The following is a 15080-nucleotide window of genomic DNA, read 5'->3' as shown; positions in this document are numbered from 1 at the left end:
TACCTTAGATAAGAGGGGAGTTTTTCTTTGGGTAAACGAGATTCAGATACAGCATTTTTCGGACAACCAAAGGGTTTGTCCACTTTATTCTTCACTGAAATGTGGGAGCGTTTCAGTTACTACGGCATGCGTGCCATCTTACTTTTCTACATGTATTACGCAGTTACCAAGGGTGGTCTTGGTATGGACCAAACTACCGCTGCTTCAATCATGTCAATTTATGGTTCGCTTGTTTATTTATCTACCTTAGTTGGTGGTTGGCTCTCAGATAGAGTATGGGGTTCAAGAAAGACCGTCTTTTATGGTGGTGTCTTGATTATGCTCGGTCACATTGTTTTGGCTTTGCCAGCTGGTGTTAGTGCATTGTATGCCTCAATCGCTTTGATCGTGGTTGGTACGGGTTTGCTTAAACCTAACGTATCTTCAATGGTTGGTGGTCTTTACTCTGTAGAAGATCGTCGTCGAGACGCTGGTTTTAGTATTTTTGTTTTTGGTATTAATATTGGTTCATTCCTTGCACCACTCCTTGTACCATGGGCAGCACAAGGCTTCGGCTTTAACGTGTTTGGCACCGAATGGAACTTCCATGCCGGCTTTTCACTTGCCGCTATTGGTATGTTCTTGGGTTTAGTGCAATACACTCTTGGTGGTAGAAAATATCTTTCAACTGATAGTTTGACGCCAAATGACCCAATTGATAATGGCGATTTGCTCAACATTATTAAATGGGTAGTTATTGGTATTGTCGCAATCGCTATTGTATTAGCTGCAATGGCTGGTGTAGGTCAATTAAACGTTAATAACGTTATTACTTTGCTTACTATTTTGGCTATTGCGTTGCCAATCTACTACTTCGTCATGATGCTCCGGAGCCCTAAGGTTACTAAGATTGAACGTTCACGTGTTAAAGCTTATATTCCATTATTCTTCGCCGCAGCTATTTTCTGGGGAATAGAAGAATCCGGTTCAGTTGTTTTAGCACTTTTTGCGGAACAAAGAACTGTGCTTCATGTTGGCAGCTGGCACTTTGCGGCAGCTAACTTTCAGTCACTTAACCCATTGTTTATTATGATCTTGACGCCAGTATTCGTTTGGCTTTGGGAACACTGGAAAAAGCAACCAAGTGCACCAGGTAAATTCGCTGCAGGTCTTGTATTTGCAGGCCTTTCATACATGTGGATGGCTTTGCCAGGGATGCTCTTTGGTACCAGTGGCAGAGTTAGTCCATTATGGCTTGTCGGTTCATGGTTCTTGGTTGAAATTGCGGAAATGCTGATTTCACCAATTGGCTTGTCAATTACGACTAAGCTTGCGCCAAATGCTTTCCGTTCACAAATGATGAGTATGTGGTTCATGGCTGATGCAACCGGTCAGGCAGTTAACGCCCAAATTGTTAAATTCTATTCTTCTGGTACTGAAGTTCAATACTTCTTGGCTGTTGGTATAGTGAGTGCAATCTTCGGCATTATTATGTTTGCTTTAGTTAAAAAAATTAACGTCTTAATGGAAGGCGTACACTAGTTGAAAAATAATCCTACTGAAAAAGTAGAAAATTAATTGAGCGAATATCGCCTATAAAACGTTGATATCATTCATTGGTGTGGCTATTTTATCAATGGGAACCACGTTTTTGCGTGGTGGTCTAGATTCATTTACTGCCGTGAACACCGGTATTTCTAACAAATTAGGAATCGGACTTGGTGTTTACCAATTAGCAGTAAACTTGGTGATTTTCATTTTTATTTTGTGGCTGGACCGTAAGCAAATCGGAATCGGTACTATCTTAAACATGGTTCTGGTCGGATTTGAAATTCAATGGTTTACTACGATTTACCACCAATTATTTGGCTACCGAACTACGTTCTTGATTGTGGCAGCTGACACCTTGATCGGTTTGATTTTGTTCACACTGGGGTGCATCGCTTTACATGGCACCGGACCTTGGTGCGGCACCATATGATGCTATTGCACCAATTATCACGCAAAGAACGAAGTTATCTTACCGAACTGCTAGAATCACACAAGAAGTTTTATTCATGGTTGCTGCCGTTATGCTTTTGTCGCACATTGGTAAGCGTACTTATCACACTATCTATAACGCGTTGCAAACGACTGAAACGATGCGTAACAACATGTCTGAATACTCAACTTCTGATTTAAGAAGTCAGTTGAAGATTGTTCGCCACAACATGGCCAACTCTAAGGAAATGTATGATTCATTCGTTGAACAAGAAAGGCTCTTGCAAGATGAGTTGAATAAGAGAATAGCTAAGGCTAAAAACAAGTAAATAAACCTAATAAATAAGGCTCTACGAAAGTAGGACCTTTTTTATTTGCAAGAGTAAACTTTTAAATTTCTTAACGTTCTTATGCTTTAAGGAAGATTTTCTTAAACTGATCATTAATTTATCCGCATAATTTATTCAAATCCTCCGAGTATTCTATAGACAATTAAAATTTAAGAAAAAAGGAGAGATGTAAATGAGAAAAATGATATTTATTGCTAACGGTAATCAAAGAAGAAAAAGGCAATTAAACTAGTAAATTCTAATTTAGCATGATAACAAATTCTTAAATTACACACCCAATCCCCTTGAAACGAAAAGATTCCTGAAACTCGGTTACGAATTTCGGGGATCTTTTTATTGCTTTAAAATCTGTGCAAAGCGACTACGTAGACAACCAAAATCACACCCAAGATTAAGAAAATAATTGCAAGAGTGCGTTGCCATTTGGCTTCGTTTGTACTGTTTTTATTATTTTTCTTAGCATTGTTTTGCTTTTCGTTTAAGTATCTAAAGTATGAAATTGCCGCTACAAACAGGCAAAGAATTCCAATTATTAACATAAGAGTCCTCTCAAAAATCTGTATCTTTTTTATCTAATTTTACGCAAAAAAATAAAACTCTTCAAATTCGAAAAGCCTTATTTTTAATAAACAATTACTGGTTCATTAGTTATGACGTTGTCCCAAACGCTTCTGATTTCTGCAGGACGAATGTTAACACAACCGTGTGAACCACCTTGTAAGTAAGCTGTCTTGCTCCAGTCGGTTCTCCAACTAGCATCATGCAAGCCACAACCACTTAAGGTAAATGGCATCCAGTATTGAACCTTTGATGCGTATTTAGAACCGTCATCGTTAAATCCGCGGAGCACACTTGGTGATTGCTTGTACATGATGTACCAAACACCCTTGGGAGTTTGGCTGCCTTTACCACCTTTAAGAGTACCAGTAACGACATCATTCAAGTGAACTGCCACGCGGCCCTTGCGGACAATCCATAATTCTTGGTTCTTGATAGAAACTACAACGTAGTTATTGCCGATACCGTTGTTGCTCTTGCCATAGCCGTGAGCATAAGTACTGAAGCCTTCGCCGTAGATGTATTTACTACCATCAACAGTAGCATCGCCGTTCATAAAGGCTTTTTCTACAGCTGTAGTGGCTTTCTTTACATAAACGCCCCAGCCGTAGCTTTCGTTAGTAGTGGTAATGGTTTTACCATCAACTTTATTGCCAACGGGAACTGCAATCTTGTAAGTTTTTTTAAGCGTCTTAACTTGGTTATTGATTTCTTTTAACTTCTTAGTTAAGCCCTTAACGTCAGTAAATTGATATTTGCCATCCTTATAAGTAATTTCACGAATCAAATCAGCGGCATTTAGCTTGAAGCTCTTACCAGCAATGTTGTAAGTAACAGAAGCTTTTTGCATCTTTTGCAAGTTCTTCTTTGCTTCGCTTAAGTCCTTTGAGTTGTAAGTGTACTTTTTATTGTTAGGCAAGTCTGTATGTTGTTTATCGAAGTAATTTTGTACAGTTTGACTATCAATTGTTTGGATGTTGGTGTCTCGTTCAGAAACCAACTTCTTGTTTCTCAAGAAGAATACGTTGTCGGCCTTTTCGTTAATCTTGTTGGTAGCCTTGTTAACAGTTAAATTGCCAACCTTGACCCCGTAGATAGTAACGTTAGGGTTGAAGTGAGTAGTCGCAAAAGTGCGTTGCTTTTGTTCGGCTTGAACTCGCTTGTTGTGAATAAACACACCACAAATAATTGCAATTATGATAATTACGCCGATAATTATTAAATAGAGATTATTGCGGTTATTATGTTTTCTAAGTTCTCTTCTAGATTGCATATTGTTATTATCCATCTCTTGAATTTTCGAATAAGCGCTTGTTTTGACACAGTATAGCAAGTGTTACTAATATAGTAAAGTTACGTGCTTATTTTACTTTATTAACAATGTAGATAACATCATTTATTTTAGGAGGGGGAAAATATGAATAATGATCCATTAGTTTTCCAGCTAAGCGTGGCAAAGGATAAACCCCAGTCTTATCGTAAGGATAAGAAGAAAAATGTTTGTCCCTTTTGTGATGTCGCAAGCCTAACTGACATTTACAAAAAAGAGGACGACATTATTTGGCTGCACAATAAGTACCCAACTTTACGTGATACTGTTCAGACTGTTTTAATCGAGTCGAGCGACCATAACGGCGATATAAGCACCTATACTAAGGAACACAACCGTAAATTGATGCGTTTTAGTTTGGATTGCTTTGACCAAATGAACCAAGATACCAACTACGAGTCAGTGGTGTGGTACAAAAATTATGGGCCTCATTCTGGTGGCTCATTGATTCATCCCCATATGCAGATTGTTGGCTTCAAGCATGAAGATGGCTATAAGTACATTCACCCTAACAACTTTGAAGGCAAGACCCTGTTTGATGAAGATGGAGTAGAGGTCAACATCGCGGAACATCCCGTCCGAGGCTACACTGAATTAAATATTAACTTGATTGATCGTATCGGTGTTGATCTTTGGGCCGACTGGTTGCAAAGTGGTGCGAAATACCTGCTTAACGTTATGTATAATGGCAGATGCGATTCGTATAACTTATTCTTTTATCCACGTAACGATGGTGGCATTTGTGCTAAGTTTATAACGCGTTTTGAAGCGCCACCTTACTTTGTGGGTTATAAACTGTCCCAGGTAAACGATGAAATCACGCTGGATAAAGAAGCACATCGCTTTAGAAAATTTTATGATGAAGGTTCTAAGGTAGAATAAAAAAAGCATTCTCGATTGAGAATGCTTTTTCGCTAGAATTCAGTATGAATAATGTTGTCTTCAGGACGGTGAGCTTGGATCCGGAGTACGTTCCAGTCAAAGACGTCGTCTGGCTTAATCAAATTAATGGTCAATTTGCCATCTTTCATGGCAAAATCAAGTTCAGTTCTGTGCTCGATCCATTCAACGCGGTTAGGCTCTTTATCTAGGCCTTCAACTACGATCTTAGCTGGAATATCCTTCAAGAAGACATATTTCTGATAATCAGCATGGCGGTTTTCTAAAATGAAACCATCACTGACAGTTAAAGGGCTAGGCTTGCCTTCGTTAAAGGCATGACCAAATTGGTGCATCCATGAATTAATGGTATCAAGCAACTTTTGGGTAGCTTCATCGAATTTACCGTCATTAACAGGGATGTTAATAATGGTAGCTTCACCATTTTTACGATTATTAACCATCGTATCAATTACGTTAACGCTGGCTAAATCGAGGCCAGCTTGCTCGTCAGCTAAAAAGATCGTGTACTTTTCGCAGGCTTCTTTAAAAGCGGCAGGATCGCTACTCATAACGGCACGGGCACCAATGTTATGTGCAGTTTTAACTAAAAAATCGGCGTCAAAGTCACCAGTTGTTTTAAAATTTAAGACAATTGCAAAATCAGGATTCATCTTTTTGTCCTCCTTGTTAATTACTAACTTAGTTTACCGTAAAGGAATAAAAATGAAAATTATTATTGCCCCAGCAAAAATTATGAAAATCGACCGTGATTCATTTCCCGTGCAATCAAAGCCGGAGTTTTTGACTAAGACCAGAATACTAGAGCATTTTTTGAAGTCACGCACGAAAGAGCAACTAGATACTTTGTGGCATGCTAGTCAAAAGGTGACGGAACAGGGCATTCTTCAATTAAAAAATATGGACTTGGATGATCGCTTAACACCAGCAATTTTAGCCTTTTCGGGCATTCAATATCAGTACATGGCACCAGACATTTTTACCCAGCCAGCGCTTGATTATATCCAAAAGAATTTGCGCATTCTTTCCGGTTTTTACGGGATGCTCAGGCCATTTGACGGTGTTTGTCCATATCGCTTGGAATTAAACACCAAGATGATCGGCTTTCGTGACTACAGTCTCTACCACTTTTGGGGTGATGACATTGCCAATAGTTTGTTTAAAGAAGACGATATAGTAATCAATTTAGCCTCAAAGCAGTATATGCGCTTGATCAAGCCATATTTAAATGAAAAGCGTAGAATGATAACCATTGATTTTCAAGAATTAAAAAATGGTGAATGGAAAACCGTTGGTGTCCACGCTAAGATGGCGCGCGGTGAAATGGTGCGTTTTATGGCAGAAAACCAAATAAAAAATCCCGCAGATTTGCGAGATTTTCATGATTTTGAATTTCAATTTGAGCCAGAAGTTAGTTCAGATGATCATTATATTTTTAGAACTGCCTTCGATTTTAGTCAGCGCTAGAATAATGGTTTTAAAAATTGTGCGGTTAGGTCAGCTGCTTCATCTTTGTATTGACCAGTAAAGCTATGATCTGCATTTTCGATAGTATGCATTTCACTATTTGCGTAAACTTCGTCATACTTTTTAGCATACTTAGGATCAACGACTTGATCGTTAGTGCCAACAATGACTGATACCGGACCAGTGAAGCGCTCAGATACTTCGTAAATTGGCAAAACTTGTGCGGTTCTTAAGTAGAAGCCGCCTAATTTTTTATCGCCAAGAGGCACAGTTGCAGGAATGCGATCAGGATTGTAAGTTGCACCTTGTGTATCGCCCTTTAATGCATCGTCCTTAAGTTGAGCTGCAGGGGCCAAAAGCACAACCTTTTTGATAATGTCGGGATAAAGTCCAGCGAGCATTGAGGCAATTACGCCGCCTTGAGAATGACCTACTAAAAAGATATTGCGCACGTGTGGATCGGTACGGACATATTCCAAAATAGCTTGACCATCGGCAATTTCGTTGCACACAGTCATATTTTCAAATTTACCGTTGCTTTCACCATGACCATTGAAGTCAAAACGCACGCTGGCTACATTTTTGTCACGTAAGTCGTCAGCAATCTGTCTTAATAGATCAGTATTTCTATTTGCAGTGAAGCCGTGCATAAGTATAGCCATGTCATAAATTTCGCCAAAAGGCTCTTCACGATCTCCTACTAAGGTGAGACCATCTCTTTCAATTGTAATGCGGGACATAGATTTTCCCCTTTCTTCATGCTTTACATTTATTGTAAGCTTTTTAAGTTTAAAAACGGCAAAAAAAAGAGTTTAAGAAATTGTAAAGATTGGTGCAATGAGCGTAATATTTAGTTATTGAATATGGGAGGAAACAATAATGGAAATTGTATTTATCCGTCATGGTCAAACAGACGTAAATAAAGATAACCGACTTCAAGGTGCAAAAGTTGATGCGGAATTAAATGATTACGGCCACGAATATGCCAGAAAAGCAGCCAAGAATTTTGATGAAAGTGAATTTGATGTTGTTTACTCAAGCCCAATGAAGAGAGCGGTAGAAACAGCCAAGATTTTTACTAAGGGTAAAAAAGAGATCAACTTGGATGACCGCTTGCTTGAATTCGACTTCGGCGATTGGGACGGCATGAAGATGGATGAAATTGGTGAAAAATATCCGGATGTTGTCGATCCTTGGGGCAAGGTAAATCGTGACTATGTTAAATATTCTAAGAATGGCGAAAGCTATGAAGATTTTGACAAACGTTGTGGTGAATTCTTAGATGAAATGTACCGCAAATATCCTGATAAAAAGGTTTTGGTTGTAGCTCATGGCCGTTTAATCAGAATGATGGCTGCTCACTATTTGACTAACGGTGACATGGATAAAATCGATACGCCAGACAACAGCGCCTTAACTAAATTCAGCGTAAAAGGTGGCATTGCACGTTTGGTATACTACAACCGTGTGCTTGCTTAAGAGAAATAAAAAATTTCTCTTTTTTTATATGCATGTATTGACAATGTGTCACAAAGAGTTATTATATTGCATAAGTGACAATTCGTCATTAATAGGGGAAAGAGGGATAACGATGGTTAAGTCTACATTTACAAATTTACCAACTGCTAAACGTCAAAAAATTGAAGCAGTATTGCTGGAAGAATTCAGCACCTATCCTTTAGCACAAGCTAAAGTGTCACACATTGTCAAAAAAGCAGACATTGCTCGAGGAGCATTTTATAAATATTTTGATGATCTAACAGATGCATATCTTTACATGTATCACATTGCAATCGAAACGATTCATACAAATATGAGTCCTGATGAAAAATTTGATCCGGATCATTTTTATGATCGTGTAGTGAAATTCATCGATGAAACGCAATACAGCAAGTTTGAACCGATGATGAAACTGCACATGGCTCAAAATAAATATTTGATTCCGGATAACTTTAAGATTTACTCCAGACAATTGCTTAATATGAGCCCAGAGATCTGGAGTGCCATGGTCTTAAGCCATGAAGTAATTAATCTCTGCTTATCTGATCCTAAAAACAAAGAAAAGAATTTGGCTCGCTATAAAAAGAGCTTGGGAATCATTGCAAAGGGGATGGACTAGTTGTTTTTAGCGATTAAGGAAATTAAGCATGAAAAGCTTCGTTACGGATTAATTATTTTAATGATTTTCTTGATCAGTTATTTGATCTTTATGTTGTCATCTTTATCAGTGGGACTGGCAAGTGAGAATACGCAAGCCATTGGAAGTTGGGATGCACAAAAAGTAATTCTGAATAAGAATTCCAATGTCAGCATGTTCCAATCTATTCTTACCAAAAAAGATGTTAAGAATGCTAATGTAGGCAAGGATGAAGCATATGTTGGTCAATTAGGAATAGTTGTCAAAGAAAAGAATCGTGAGACTGTTTCTGCACAATTTTTAGGGGTTAAGAAAAATCAATTTATCTATCAAGACCAAAAATTAGTTTCTGGTAAGAAGGCTACTAAAAACAATCAAGTTACAGTAGATTCTAGTTTTCGAGATAAGGGTTATAAGCTGGGCGATAAAATTAGCCTAAATGGTTCAAGCAAGAAATATAAGATCGTTGGTTTCGTTCAAAATGCCAAGATCAATATTGCCCCAATTGTTTATGGCTCATTAACTACATGGAAGAAAATGCGGATGGCCGCACCAAATGTAGTTGCCTCAGCTATTATTTCACGAGATAGCAGTTATAAATATAACCATAAGAATGCTAAAACTTATCCAATTGCTAAATTCATCAATAAATTGCCAGGCTACACCGCTCAAAACACAACCTTTGAGTTGATGATTGGCTTCTTATTTGTCATTTCACTTATTATCGTTGCAGTCTTCTTGTACATTTTAACCATGCAAAAGATGCACAATTTTGCCGTTATGCGTGCGCAAGGTATTCCAAGCAAGACCTTGGTTGGGGCAACGATTAGCCAATCAATTATCTTAGTAGCTATCGGTGTCATTATCGGTTTGATTTTGATGTGGATCACTAACGCAGCTTTGCCTGCAGCAGTTCCAATAAGTTTCACGCCAATGATTATGGTTGGTGGAACAGTTGGCATGCTTGTAATGGGAATTATTGGTAGTTTGATTCCAATCAGATCTATCTTGAAAGTTGATCCAGCAAAGGCGATTGGTGAATAAAATGGCAGTAATTGAATTAAAAGACGTAAAGAAAGTTTATGGTAAAGGCGACGCGCAAGTTGTTGCTTTAAAAGATATTAACTTTAAGGCAGATAAAGGCGAAGTTGTTTTAATTATGGGACCTTCCGGTGCTGGTAAGAGTACTTTTTTGACGATTGCAGGTTCATTGCAAAAGCCAACTTCAGGCGAAGTCTTGATTAACGATGAAGATATCAGCGATTTTTCCGCCAAAAAGCGTAATGAATTGCGTTTGAACAAAATCGGTTTTGTTTTGCAAGCTTACAACCTAGTACCATTTTTGACAGTGAATGAGCAATTTACTTTAGTTGATAAGGTAAAAAAGCAAAATAATATCTCACGAGAAGAATTGCAAGATCTGCTTAAGCAATTAGGTATTACAGATTTGGTCAAGAAATACCCCAGTGAATTATCAGGTGGTCAGCAGCAACGTGCCGCTATTGCGCGTGCGCTTTACGCTAATCCAGAAATCCTGCTAGCAGATGAACCTACTGCTTCGCTTGATACGAAGAATGTCGAAGAGGTAGGACAATTGTTCAAGGATCTCGCAAAAAAGCGTGACAAGGTCGTTATGCTCGTTACACACGATCCTCGACTTGAGAAGTATGCCGATCACATCTATGAAATGATGGATGGGCAAATGACCCAGAAAAAATAGCAAAAATAAAAAGCCACATTTGTGGCTTTTTTAGTTTGGATTATAAGTTTGGATCCATCTTGAATCTAAGAGGTGAATCACCGGTTTGTTGCGTGATCAATTTGGCAATGAGCTTCTTGTAAATATCAAGTGCAGCCTTAGCCATCTTGTCGTTAGCTTCATTAACCAAGTCAGTTTGCTTAGATGAGTCAGTTTCATTAGCTAGTTTCGCATCATATTCATGACGCAAGCGCATTGTCTTTTCGCGGGCTTCAGTTTGAGCCGAGCTTAATTCGCTGCCGTATTTGCCCCAATTGCGGTCGACCAAGACGCTAGCCAGTTTGAATACCCAGTAAGCCGAGTTGGAAGAATAAGTTTCCTTGCCGTATTTATACATGGTAGGAACCTTGGTGCCTTGTGGGTAAAATGGCACATAAACACTTTGCGCACCGACACCCATTGCTAACCAATGAACCATCTTTTCACCGTTCAACTCAAGCAAGTGCGATTCTTGCGTGGTAGCAACGGAAATAGGACGGAAGGTAGCGTTGTCCTTATTCTTAGGGTTGGTTAAATCGTAAGGCGTATTTTGGTAGTGATTACACAATACGTCTTGGGCGTTGCGGATTGAGATTGGCTTGTCTGCTTTTTGAACAAATGGCAAGTCAAAACTTTCAGGCTCTTGCTTAACTGATGGAGTTAATAATTTTTGCCCAATCCAAACACGTGGTGTGTTGTAGTGGAGGTCGCTATCGTCGTGCGTACCAAAGATTTCTCTAAAGTTAAAACTTTGATTTGCTGGCCATAACTTGTTTTCTTTAACGAATTCTTGAATTTCTTTTGAGAACATGAAGTTTTTCGCATCGTTAAAGTCGATTTCTTGGATGGCTAATTGGTTAGCGACAACGGCGTATGAGTCGTCAGGGATGCGCATAGCTACCCAGTGGTGACCAGAACCGATTTCCATGTACCAAGCTTCGTCGCGATCGCCGAATAAAATACCATCGGCTTCAGCAGCACCATGTTTTTCCACAATTTTGCCTAAACGTTCAACACCTTCACGGGCAGTTTTTACGTAAGGCAAAACTACAGTAACCATAGCTTCTTCCAAAATGCCTTTTTCAGTCTCAAAAGGATCAGCAGCCAATACTCTTTCATTAGCATAAGCACTTTCGGTGGCACTCATTGCCACGTGATATTCGTTGATGCCGTCTTCTTCAAAGACACCGTACTTGTCAGTCCACTCTGGAGTTGAAGAGTAAGAAAAACGTTCTTTCGGCAAATCCATCTCAAATTTGTTATCCTTAGATTTGAAATGGTTATTTTGAATTATTTTATGTGCGTTAAAAGCAAGGTGTTTTGGCCAAGCAGTTTTGGCATCTTCGTTACGTCCAATAACAACGCTACCGGTCAAAGAAGCCTTTTTACCAATTAAAATTGAAGTACAAGATGAACGACCGATTTTAGTATTCATTTTTTACACTCTTTCTAAATTAATTTGTAATATAATTATAATGTAAAAATGAGGTTTTATATTATTTTTTGGGAAAATGAGGTTTTGATATGAACGATAAACCAGAGGATAAATCGATCGAATTAACGACAGATTACGACGCTCATACGATCAATATGAAGTTCTCAGATAATTTGAAGGACGATCGTGAGCGTGGTTACATTTTATCTGCTGCTTTCTTTTCCTTCTGCGCAGCACAAGGCTTAGATAAGCAAGCAGTTATTGAAATGGTGTCTTCACATTATGACCAATTTACCGGAGACAATGATTCATCATTATTCAGGCGACTATAAAAAATAATAAATAAAACTTGCATTTGTTATTTTTGGGATATATGATGATCATAAAAATAACAAGTGTATTGAAAAGCGCGTTGGGATAAAAATGATTGAGGTGCATTAAAATGGCAAGAAAGAAAGAAATCAGTAAAGGCAAAATTTTAGACACAGCTTATAAGATGGCAATTAAGGATGGTATTGAAGGCTTGACTGCTCGTAGCATTGCTAAGGCAGGTCACTTCTCAACCCAACCTTTGTATCTTGAATTTGACAACATGGAAGATCTTCGTAGTCAGGTACTGAAGAGAATTTCCGATGATTTAAGAGCTCACACTTTGCAACAAAAATACACTGGTGAACCTTTGATTGACCTTGACTTGTCATATATTGATTTTGCCAAGAAACATGTAAACTTGTTCCGTGCAATGTTTGTTGATGGTAAATTCGGTAGCAAAATCATTGCTGACACTTTAATGGACTTAGGCGTTGAAAAATTCAACGAACAATATCCTGATACTGATTATGATCAAGACAAGATTCACGACATTGTTGTAGCCAACTGGATCTCAACTACTGGTATGGCTGCACTTGTAGTTAACGAAATTGCAAGCTTCAACCAAAACCAAATTATCAACGTGTTAAACGCACAGATTCACGATGCTATGCTTAATGATCGTCTTAGTGAAACTCAAGAGAATACTATGTTCGCCGCAGATGACGAAGCTTCTCTTAAGGACAACTTGGCATAACAATTCGCCAATCATTAGCGCTTTTCACCCGCAAGAAGACATTTTCGATTTGAAAATGTCTTTTTCTTTTGTTAAAAAACCTATTTTGGCTTTCTTTTGAATGCATTAAGTTATAATTATTATGAAGTTATTTTCGAAAGGTGGTTTTTATGAAGGTACTAGCTTTATCTGGCTCTAATGCCGATAACTCATTTAACGAAAAATTACTTAGAGTTATCATGAAGAACCTAGATTATAAATATGATTTTGACTTTGCAACAGTTAAAGGCTTGCCAATGTTTAAAGAAGGCGTTGAAGCACCTCAAAACGTACTCGACTTGGGTAAGAAAATTGAAGATGCTGATATGATTTTGATTGGTTCCCCAGAACAACAACACTCAGTGACTAGCGCATTAAAGAGTGCTCTTGAATGGCTTTCAAGTTCTGTCCACCCCTTCCACAATAAGCCAGTAGTAATTGTTTCAACCTCACCAATGCCACAAGGTGCTGCTCGTTCACAAACTCGTTTGAAGAGCATCTTGGCTGCTCCTGGTTTTAGCGCACACGTATTCAACGGCGATGAATTTATGATGGGCTTTGCACCAAAGCAATTTGATGAAGAAGGCCATTTGACAGAAGAAGGTACGCTTAAGTTTTTGAAACACTTCTTTGACGAAGTTGATGACTGGTACGCACAACTTGTTAAGTAGGGGGCTTAGATAAATGAAATTATTAGCAATCGTTGGTACAAATGCTCCATTTTCATATAATCGTTTTTTAGCAAAATTTATTGCTAAACGTTATGCTGAAAAAGCCGATATCGAAGTAAGAGAAATTGATGACATCAAACCATTCTGTAGAACTGAAGAACCAGACGAAGCTACTAAGAAGTGGATTAAAGATATTAAAAACGCTGACGGTATCATTTTGACTACGCCAGAATACGACCACTCAATTCCTGCTGCTTTGAAGAGTGCACTTGAATGGTTAGGTTCACACGCTGGTCCTAACGTAATGAAGATGAAGCCAGCAGCAGTAGTTGGTACTTCATATGGTGTTCAAGGTTCAAGCCGTGCTCAAGAAGACGCACGTGAAATCTTGCTTTCACCAGACATGAGTGCAAATGTTTTGCCAGGTAACGAAATCTTAATCGGTGGTGCTGCTAGAAACTTTGATAAGGAAAGCGGCGACTTAACTGATGAAGCTTCTATCAAGCAATTAGATGCAATGATGGATAACTTCGTAAATTTTGTTGCACAAGCAAATAAATAATTTTGTCAGTTTGCTAACTCAATAGTAAAATTACCGAATAGGAATACTATTCGGTTTTTTTCATTAAAAAAATAAATTGTAAAGAGGTGAGAATTGATGGTAAAACCTGTTGTTTTACCGTTAGAAAAGGTACGCAATCCGCGTGATTTAGGCGGTTATGTTGGCTATCAGGGACGCAAAGTAAAAATGCATCGTTTAATTAGATCAGGAAAGATTAGCAATATCACCTCAAAAGATGAAAAGTTTTTGCTTGATTATGGTCTAACTAAGATTATCGATCTGCGTTCACCACATGAATGTGACAAGATGCCAGACAGTGAGATTCCTGGGGTAGAGCATCTCGATATCTCTATTGCTAAAGATGACAACACCAACGGCGGCAAGAAGGACTTAGATAAAGTTTTTGCAACTTACCGTAAGGATCAATATGCTGGCTTTAGAATGATGTGTGACCGTTATCGTTCACACGTTATTAAAGAGCACGCACAAAATAGTTTGCATCAAATCCTTGAAGTGCTTGCCAATACTGAAGACGGTGCCGTTTTATACCATTGTTCCGAAGGAAAAGATAGAACGGGTATTGTAACGGTGATGATCTTGTATATTTTAGGCGTCGATATGGAGACGATTAGACAAGATTATCTGTACTCGAATTACATGCTCAACGATTATCGTGCTAAGCGAGACCGTGCTATCAAAGAAAAGGGCGGTAACCTCTGCCTTCGCGCCAACATGCGTATTTTGGGCTCAGTGAGCGATGCATTTTTGGATACATCATTAATTGCAATTGAAAAAGAATTTGGTGGGATCGATAATTATCTACGAGAGAAGATTGGTTTAACGCCACAATTGCAAGATGCATTGCGTGAATTATATTTGGAAGACTAGA

At 38.5% G+C, this 15080-nt stretch carries 19 protein-coding genes; 14 read left to right on the top strand and 5 right to left on the bottom strand.

The window, feature by feature from the left end; genetic code table 11:
• Positions 1–27: 27 nt before the first annotated feature.
• The 3 genes from BN1206_RS08545 to BN1206_RS10200 all read left to right on the top strand — a co-directional run bounded on the left by BN1206_RS08545 (position 28) and on the right by BN1206_RS10200 (position 2288).
• Positions 28–1521, top strand: coding sequence for a peptide MFS transporter (locus BN1206_RS08545; protein ID WP_014566213.1), 1494 nt, complete (start codon positions 28–30; stop codon positions 1519–1521).
• Between the two features lie 94 nt (positions 1522–1615).
• Positions 1616–1960 (top strand): DUF6198 family protein, encoded by a 345-nt coding sequence (locus tag BN1206_RS10205; protein WP_231576003.1) that lies wholly within the window; start codon positions 1616–1618, stop codon positions 1958–1960.
• Complete coding sequence (locus BN1206_RS10200) at positions 1929–2288, top strand: hypothetical protein (RefSeq protein WP_231576002.1); 360 nt, start codon at positions 1929–1931, stop codon at positions 2286–2288. Before BN1206_RS10205 ends, BN1206_RS10200 begins: the two co-directional genes overlap by 32 nt.
• A gap of 362 nt (positions 2289–2650) precedes the next feature.
• Here the strand turns inward: BN1206_RS10200 and BN1206_RS08535 are convergent, their stop codons facing one another.
• Positions 2651–2848, bottom strand: coding sequence for a hypothetical protein (locus tag BN1206_RS08535; protein ID WP_013438702.1), 198 nt, complete (start codon positions 2846–2848; stop codon positions 2651–2653).
• An 83-nt stretch (positions 2849–2931) separates the two neighbouring features.
• The gene (locus tag BN1206_RS08530) at positions 2932–4140 is read right to left on the bottom strand and encodes a L,D-transpeptidase family protein (RefSeq protein ID WP_052543256.1); all 1209 of its coding nucleotides are present in this window, start codon (positions 4138–4140) and stop codon (positions 2932–2934) included.
• Between the two features lie 144 nt (positions 4141–4284).
• On the opposite strand from BN1206_RS08530, the gene BN1206_RS08525 reads away from it, so the two are divergent.
• Entirely contained in the window at positions 4285–5079 is a 795-nt protein-coding gene (locus tag BN1206_RS08525; RefSeq protein WP_014566211.1) for a DUF4931 domain-containing protein, read from the top strand.
• 32 nt (positions 5080–5111) lie between these two features.
• Here BN1206_RS08525 and BN1206_RS08520 read toward each other — a convergent pair whose 3' ends face one another.
• Positions 5112–5750 carry a hypothetical protein gene (locus tag BN1206_RS08520; RefSeq protein WP_052543255.1) on the bottom strand — a complete coding sequence of 213 codons (639 nt, stop codon included), beginning with the start codon at positions 5748–5750 and terminating at the stop codon, positions 5112–5114.
• 52 nt (positions 5751–5802) lie between these two features.
• On the opposite strand from BN1206_RS08520, the gene yaaA reads away from it, so the two are divergent.
• Complete coding sequence (yaaA, locus tag BN1206_RS08515; protein ID WP_013438698.1) at positions 5803–6564, top strand: peroxide stress protein YaaA; 762 nt, start codon at positions 5803–5805, stop codon at positions 6562–6564.
• Here yaaA and BN1206_RS08510 read toward each other — a convergent pair.
• Positions 6561–7304 (bottom strand): alpha/beta hydrolase, encoded by a 744-nt coding sequence (locus tag BN1206_RS08510; RefSeq protein WP_013438697.1) that lies wholly within the window; start codon positions 7302–7304, stop codon positions 6561–6563. The genes yaaA and BN1206_RS08510 overlap by 4 nt on opposite strands.
• Before the next feature lie 139 nt (positions 7305–7443).
• On the opposite strand from BN1206_RS08510, the gene BN1206_RS08505 reads away from it, so the two are divergent.
• From BN1206_RS08505 to BN1206_RS08490, 4 genes are all read left to right on the top strand, one after another.
• Positions 7444–8043: a histidine phosphatase family protein gene (locus BN1206_RS08505; RefSeq protein WP_013438696.1), complete on the top strand. Its 600-nt coding sequence runs from the start codon at positions 7444–7446 to the stop codon at positions 8041–8043.
• A gap of 112 nt (positions 8044–8155) precedes the next feature.
• Positions 8156–8683 carry a TetR/AcrR family transcriptional regulator gene (locus tag BN1206_RS08500; protein ID WP_013438695.1) on the top strand — a complete coding sequence of 176 codons (528 nt, stop codon included), beginning with the start codon at positions 8156–8158 and terminating at the stop codon, positions 8681–8683.
• On the top strand, positions 8684–9745 hold the full coding sequence (locus tag BN1206_RS08495) for an ABC transporter permease (protein WP_013438694.1): 1062 nt from the start codon (positions 8684–8686) through the stop codon (positions 9743–9745). It begins immediately after the preceding gene.
• A gap of 1 nt (position 9746) precedes the next feature.
• On the top strand, positions 9747–10421 hold the full coding sequence (locus BN1206_RS08490; RefSeq protein WP_013642527.1) for an ABC transporter ATP-binding protein: 675 nt from the start codon (positions 9747–9749) through the stop codon (positions 10419–10421).
• A 40-nt stretch (positions 10422–10461) separates the two neighbouring features.
• Here BN1206_RS08490 and BN1206_RS08485 read toward each other — a convergent pair whose 3' ends face one another.
• A complete protein-coding gene (locus BN1206_RS08485) occupies positions 10462–11874 on the bottom strand; it encodes a C69 family dipeptidase (protein WP_014566207.1) in 1413 nt (470 codons plus the stop codon).
• Between the two features lie 89 nt (positions 11875–11963).
• On the opposite strand from BN1206_RS08485, the gene BN1206_RS08480 reads away from it, so the two are divergent.
• The 5 genes from BN1206_RS08480 to BN1206_RS08460 all read left to right on the top strand — a co-directional run bounded on the left by BN1206_RS08480 (position 11964) and on the right by BN1206_RS08460 (position 15079).
• Positions 11964–12206 carry a hypothetical protein gene (locus BN1206_RS08480; RefSeq protein WP_013438691.1) on the top strand — a complete coding sequence of 81 codons (243 nt, stop codon included), beginning with the start codon at positions 11964–11966 and terminating at the stop codon, positions 12204–12206.
• A gap of 110 nt (positions 12207–12316) precedes the next feature.
• Positions 12317–12940 carry a TetR/AcrR family transcriptional regulator gene (locus tag BN1206_RS08475; RefSeq protein WP_013438690.1) on the top strand — a complete coding sequence of 208 codons (624 nt, stop codon included), beginning with the start codon at positions 12317–12319 and terminating at the stop codon, positions 12938–12940.
• A gap of 149 nt (positions 12941–13089) precedes the next feature.
• A complete protein-coding gene (locus tag BN1206_RS08470; RefSeq protein WP_013438689.1) occupies positions 13090–13629 on the top strand; it encodes an NADPH-dependent FMN reductase in 540 nt (179 codons plus the stop codon).
• Between the two features lie 13 nt (positions 13630–13642).
• Positions 13643–14191, top strand: a complete 549-nt coding sequence (locus tag BN1206_RS08465) for an NADPH-dependent FMN reductase (protein ID WP_013438688.1) — start codon at positions 13643–13645, stop codon at positions 14189–14191.
• A 96-nt stretch (positions 14192–14287) separates the two neighbouring features.
• The gene (locus BN1206_RS08460) at positions 14288–15079 is read left to right on the top strand and encodes a tyrosine-protein phosphatase (protein WP_013642525.1); all 792 of its coding nucleotides are present in this window, start codon (positions 14288–14290) and stop codon (positions 15077–15079) included.
• Position 15080: the final 1 nt, after the last annotated feature.

This window comes from Lactobacillus sp. OTU4228, assembly GCF_001006945.1.
In the GTDB taxonomy this organism is placed as follows: domain Bacteria; phylum Bacillota; class Bacilli; order Lactobacillales; family Lactobacillaceae; genus Lactobacillus; species Lactobacillus amylovorus.
This window is presented reverse-complemented; position numbering and strand designations above follow the sequence as displayed.

Coding starts and splice junctions, on each gene's coding strand:
- BN1206_RS08520 (WP_052543255.1), bottom strand. CDS start 5,750: ATGAATCCTGATTTTGCAATTGTCTTAAATTTTAAAACAACTGGTGAC.
- BN1206_RS08535 (WP_013438702.1), bottom strand. CDS start 2,848: ATGTTAATAATTGGAATTCTTTGCCTGTTTGTAGCGGCAATTTCATAC.
- BN1206_RS10205 (WP_231576003.1), top strand. CDS start 1,616: ATGGGAACCACGTTTTTGCGTGGTGGTCTAGATTCATTTACTGCCGTG.
- BN1206_RS08510 (WP_013438697.1), bottom strand. CDS start 7,304: ATGTCCCGCATTACAATTGAAAGAGATGGTCTCACCTTAGTAGGAGAT.
- BN1206_RS08525 (WP_014566211.1), top strand. CDS start 4,285: ATGAATAATGATCCATTAGTTTTCCAGCTAAGCGTGGCAAAGGATAAA.
- BN1206_RS08460 (WP_013642525.1), top strand. CDS start 14,288: ATGGTAAAACCTGTTGTTTTACCGTTAGAAAAGGTACGCAATCCGCGT.
- BN1206_RS08500 (WP_013438695.1), top strand. CDS start 8,156: ATGGTTAAGTCTACATTTACAAATTTACCAACTGCTAAACGTCAAAAA.
- BN1206_RS08470 (WP_013438689.1), top strand. CDS start 13,090: ATGAAGGTACTAGCTTTATCTGGCTCTAATGCCGATAACTCATTTAAC.
- BN1206_RS08490 (WP_013642527.1), top strand. CDS start 9,747: ATGGCAGTAATTGAATTAAAAGACGTAAAGAAAGTTTATGGTAAAGGC.
- BN1206_RS08485 (WP_014566207.1), bottom strand. CDS start 11,874: ATGAATACTAAAATCGGTCGTTCATCTTGTACTTCAATTTTAATTGGT.
- BN1206_RS08465 (WP_013438688.1), top strand. CDS start 13,643: ATGAAATTATTAGCAATCGTTGGTACAAATGCTCCATTTTCATATAAT.
- BN1206_RS08480 (WP_013438691.1), top strand. CDS start 11,964: ATGAACGATAAACCAGAGGATAAATCGATCGAATTAACGACAGATTAC.
- BN1206_RS08475 (WP_013438690.1), top strand. CDS start 12,317: ATGGCAAGAAAGAAAGAAATCAGTAAAGGCAAAATTTTAGACACAGCT.
- BN1206_RS10200 (WP_231576002.1), top strand. CDS start 1,929: ATGGCACCGGACCTTGGTGCGGCACCATATGATGCTATTGCACCAATT.
- BN1206_RS08505 (WP_013438696.1), top strand. CDS start 7,444: ATGGAAATTGTATTTATCCGTCATGGTCAAACAGACGTAAATAAAGAT.
- BN1206_RS08530 (WP_052543256.1), bottom strand. CDS start 4,140: ATGCAATCTAGAAGAGAACTTAGAAAACATAATAACCGCAATAATCTC.
- yaaA (WP_013438698.1), top strand. CDS start 5,803: ATGAAAATTATTATTGCCCCAGCAAAAATTATGAAAATCGACCGTGAT.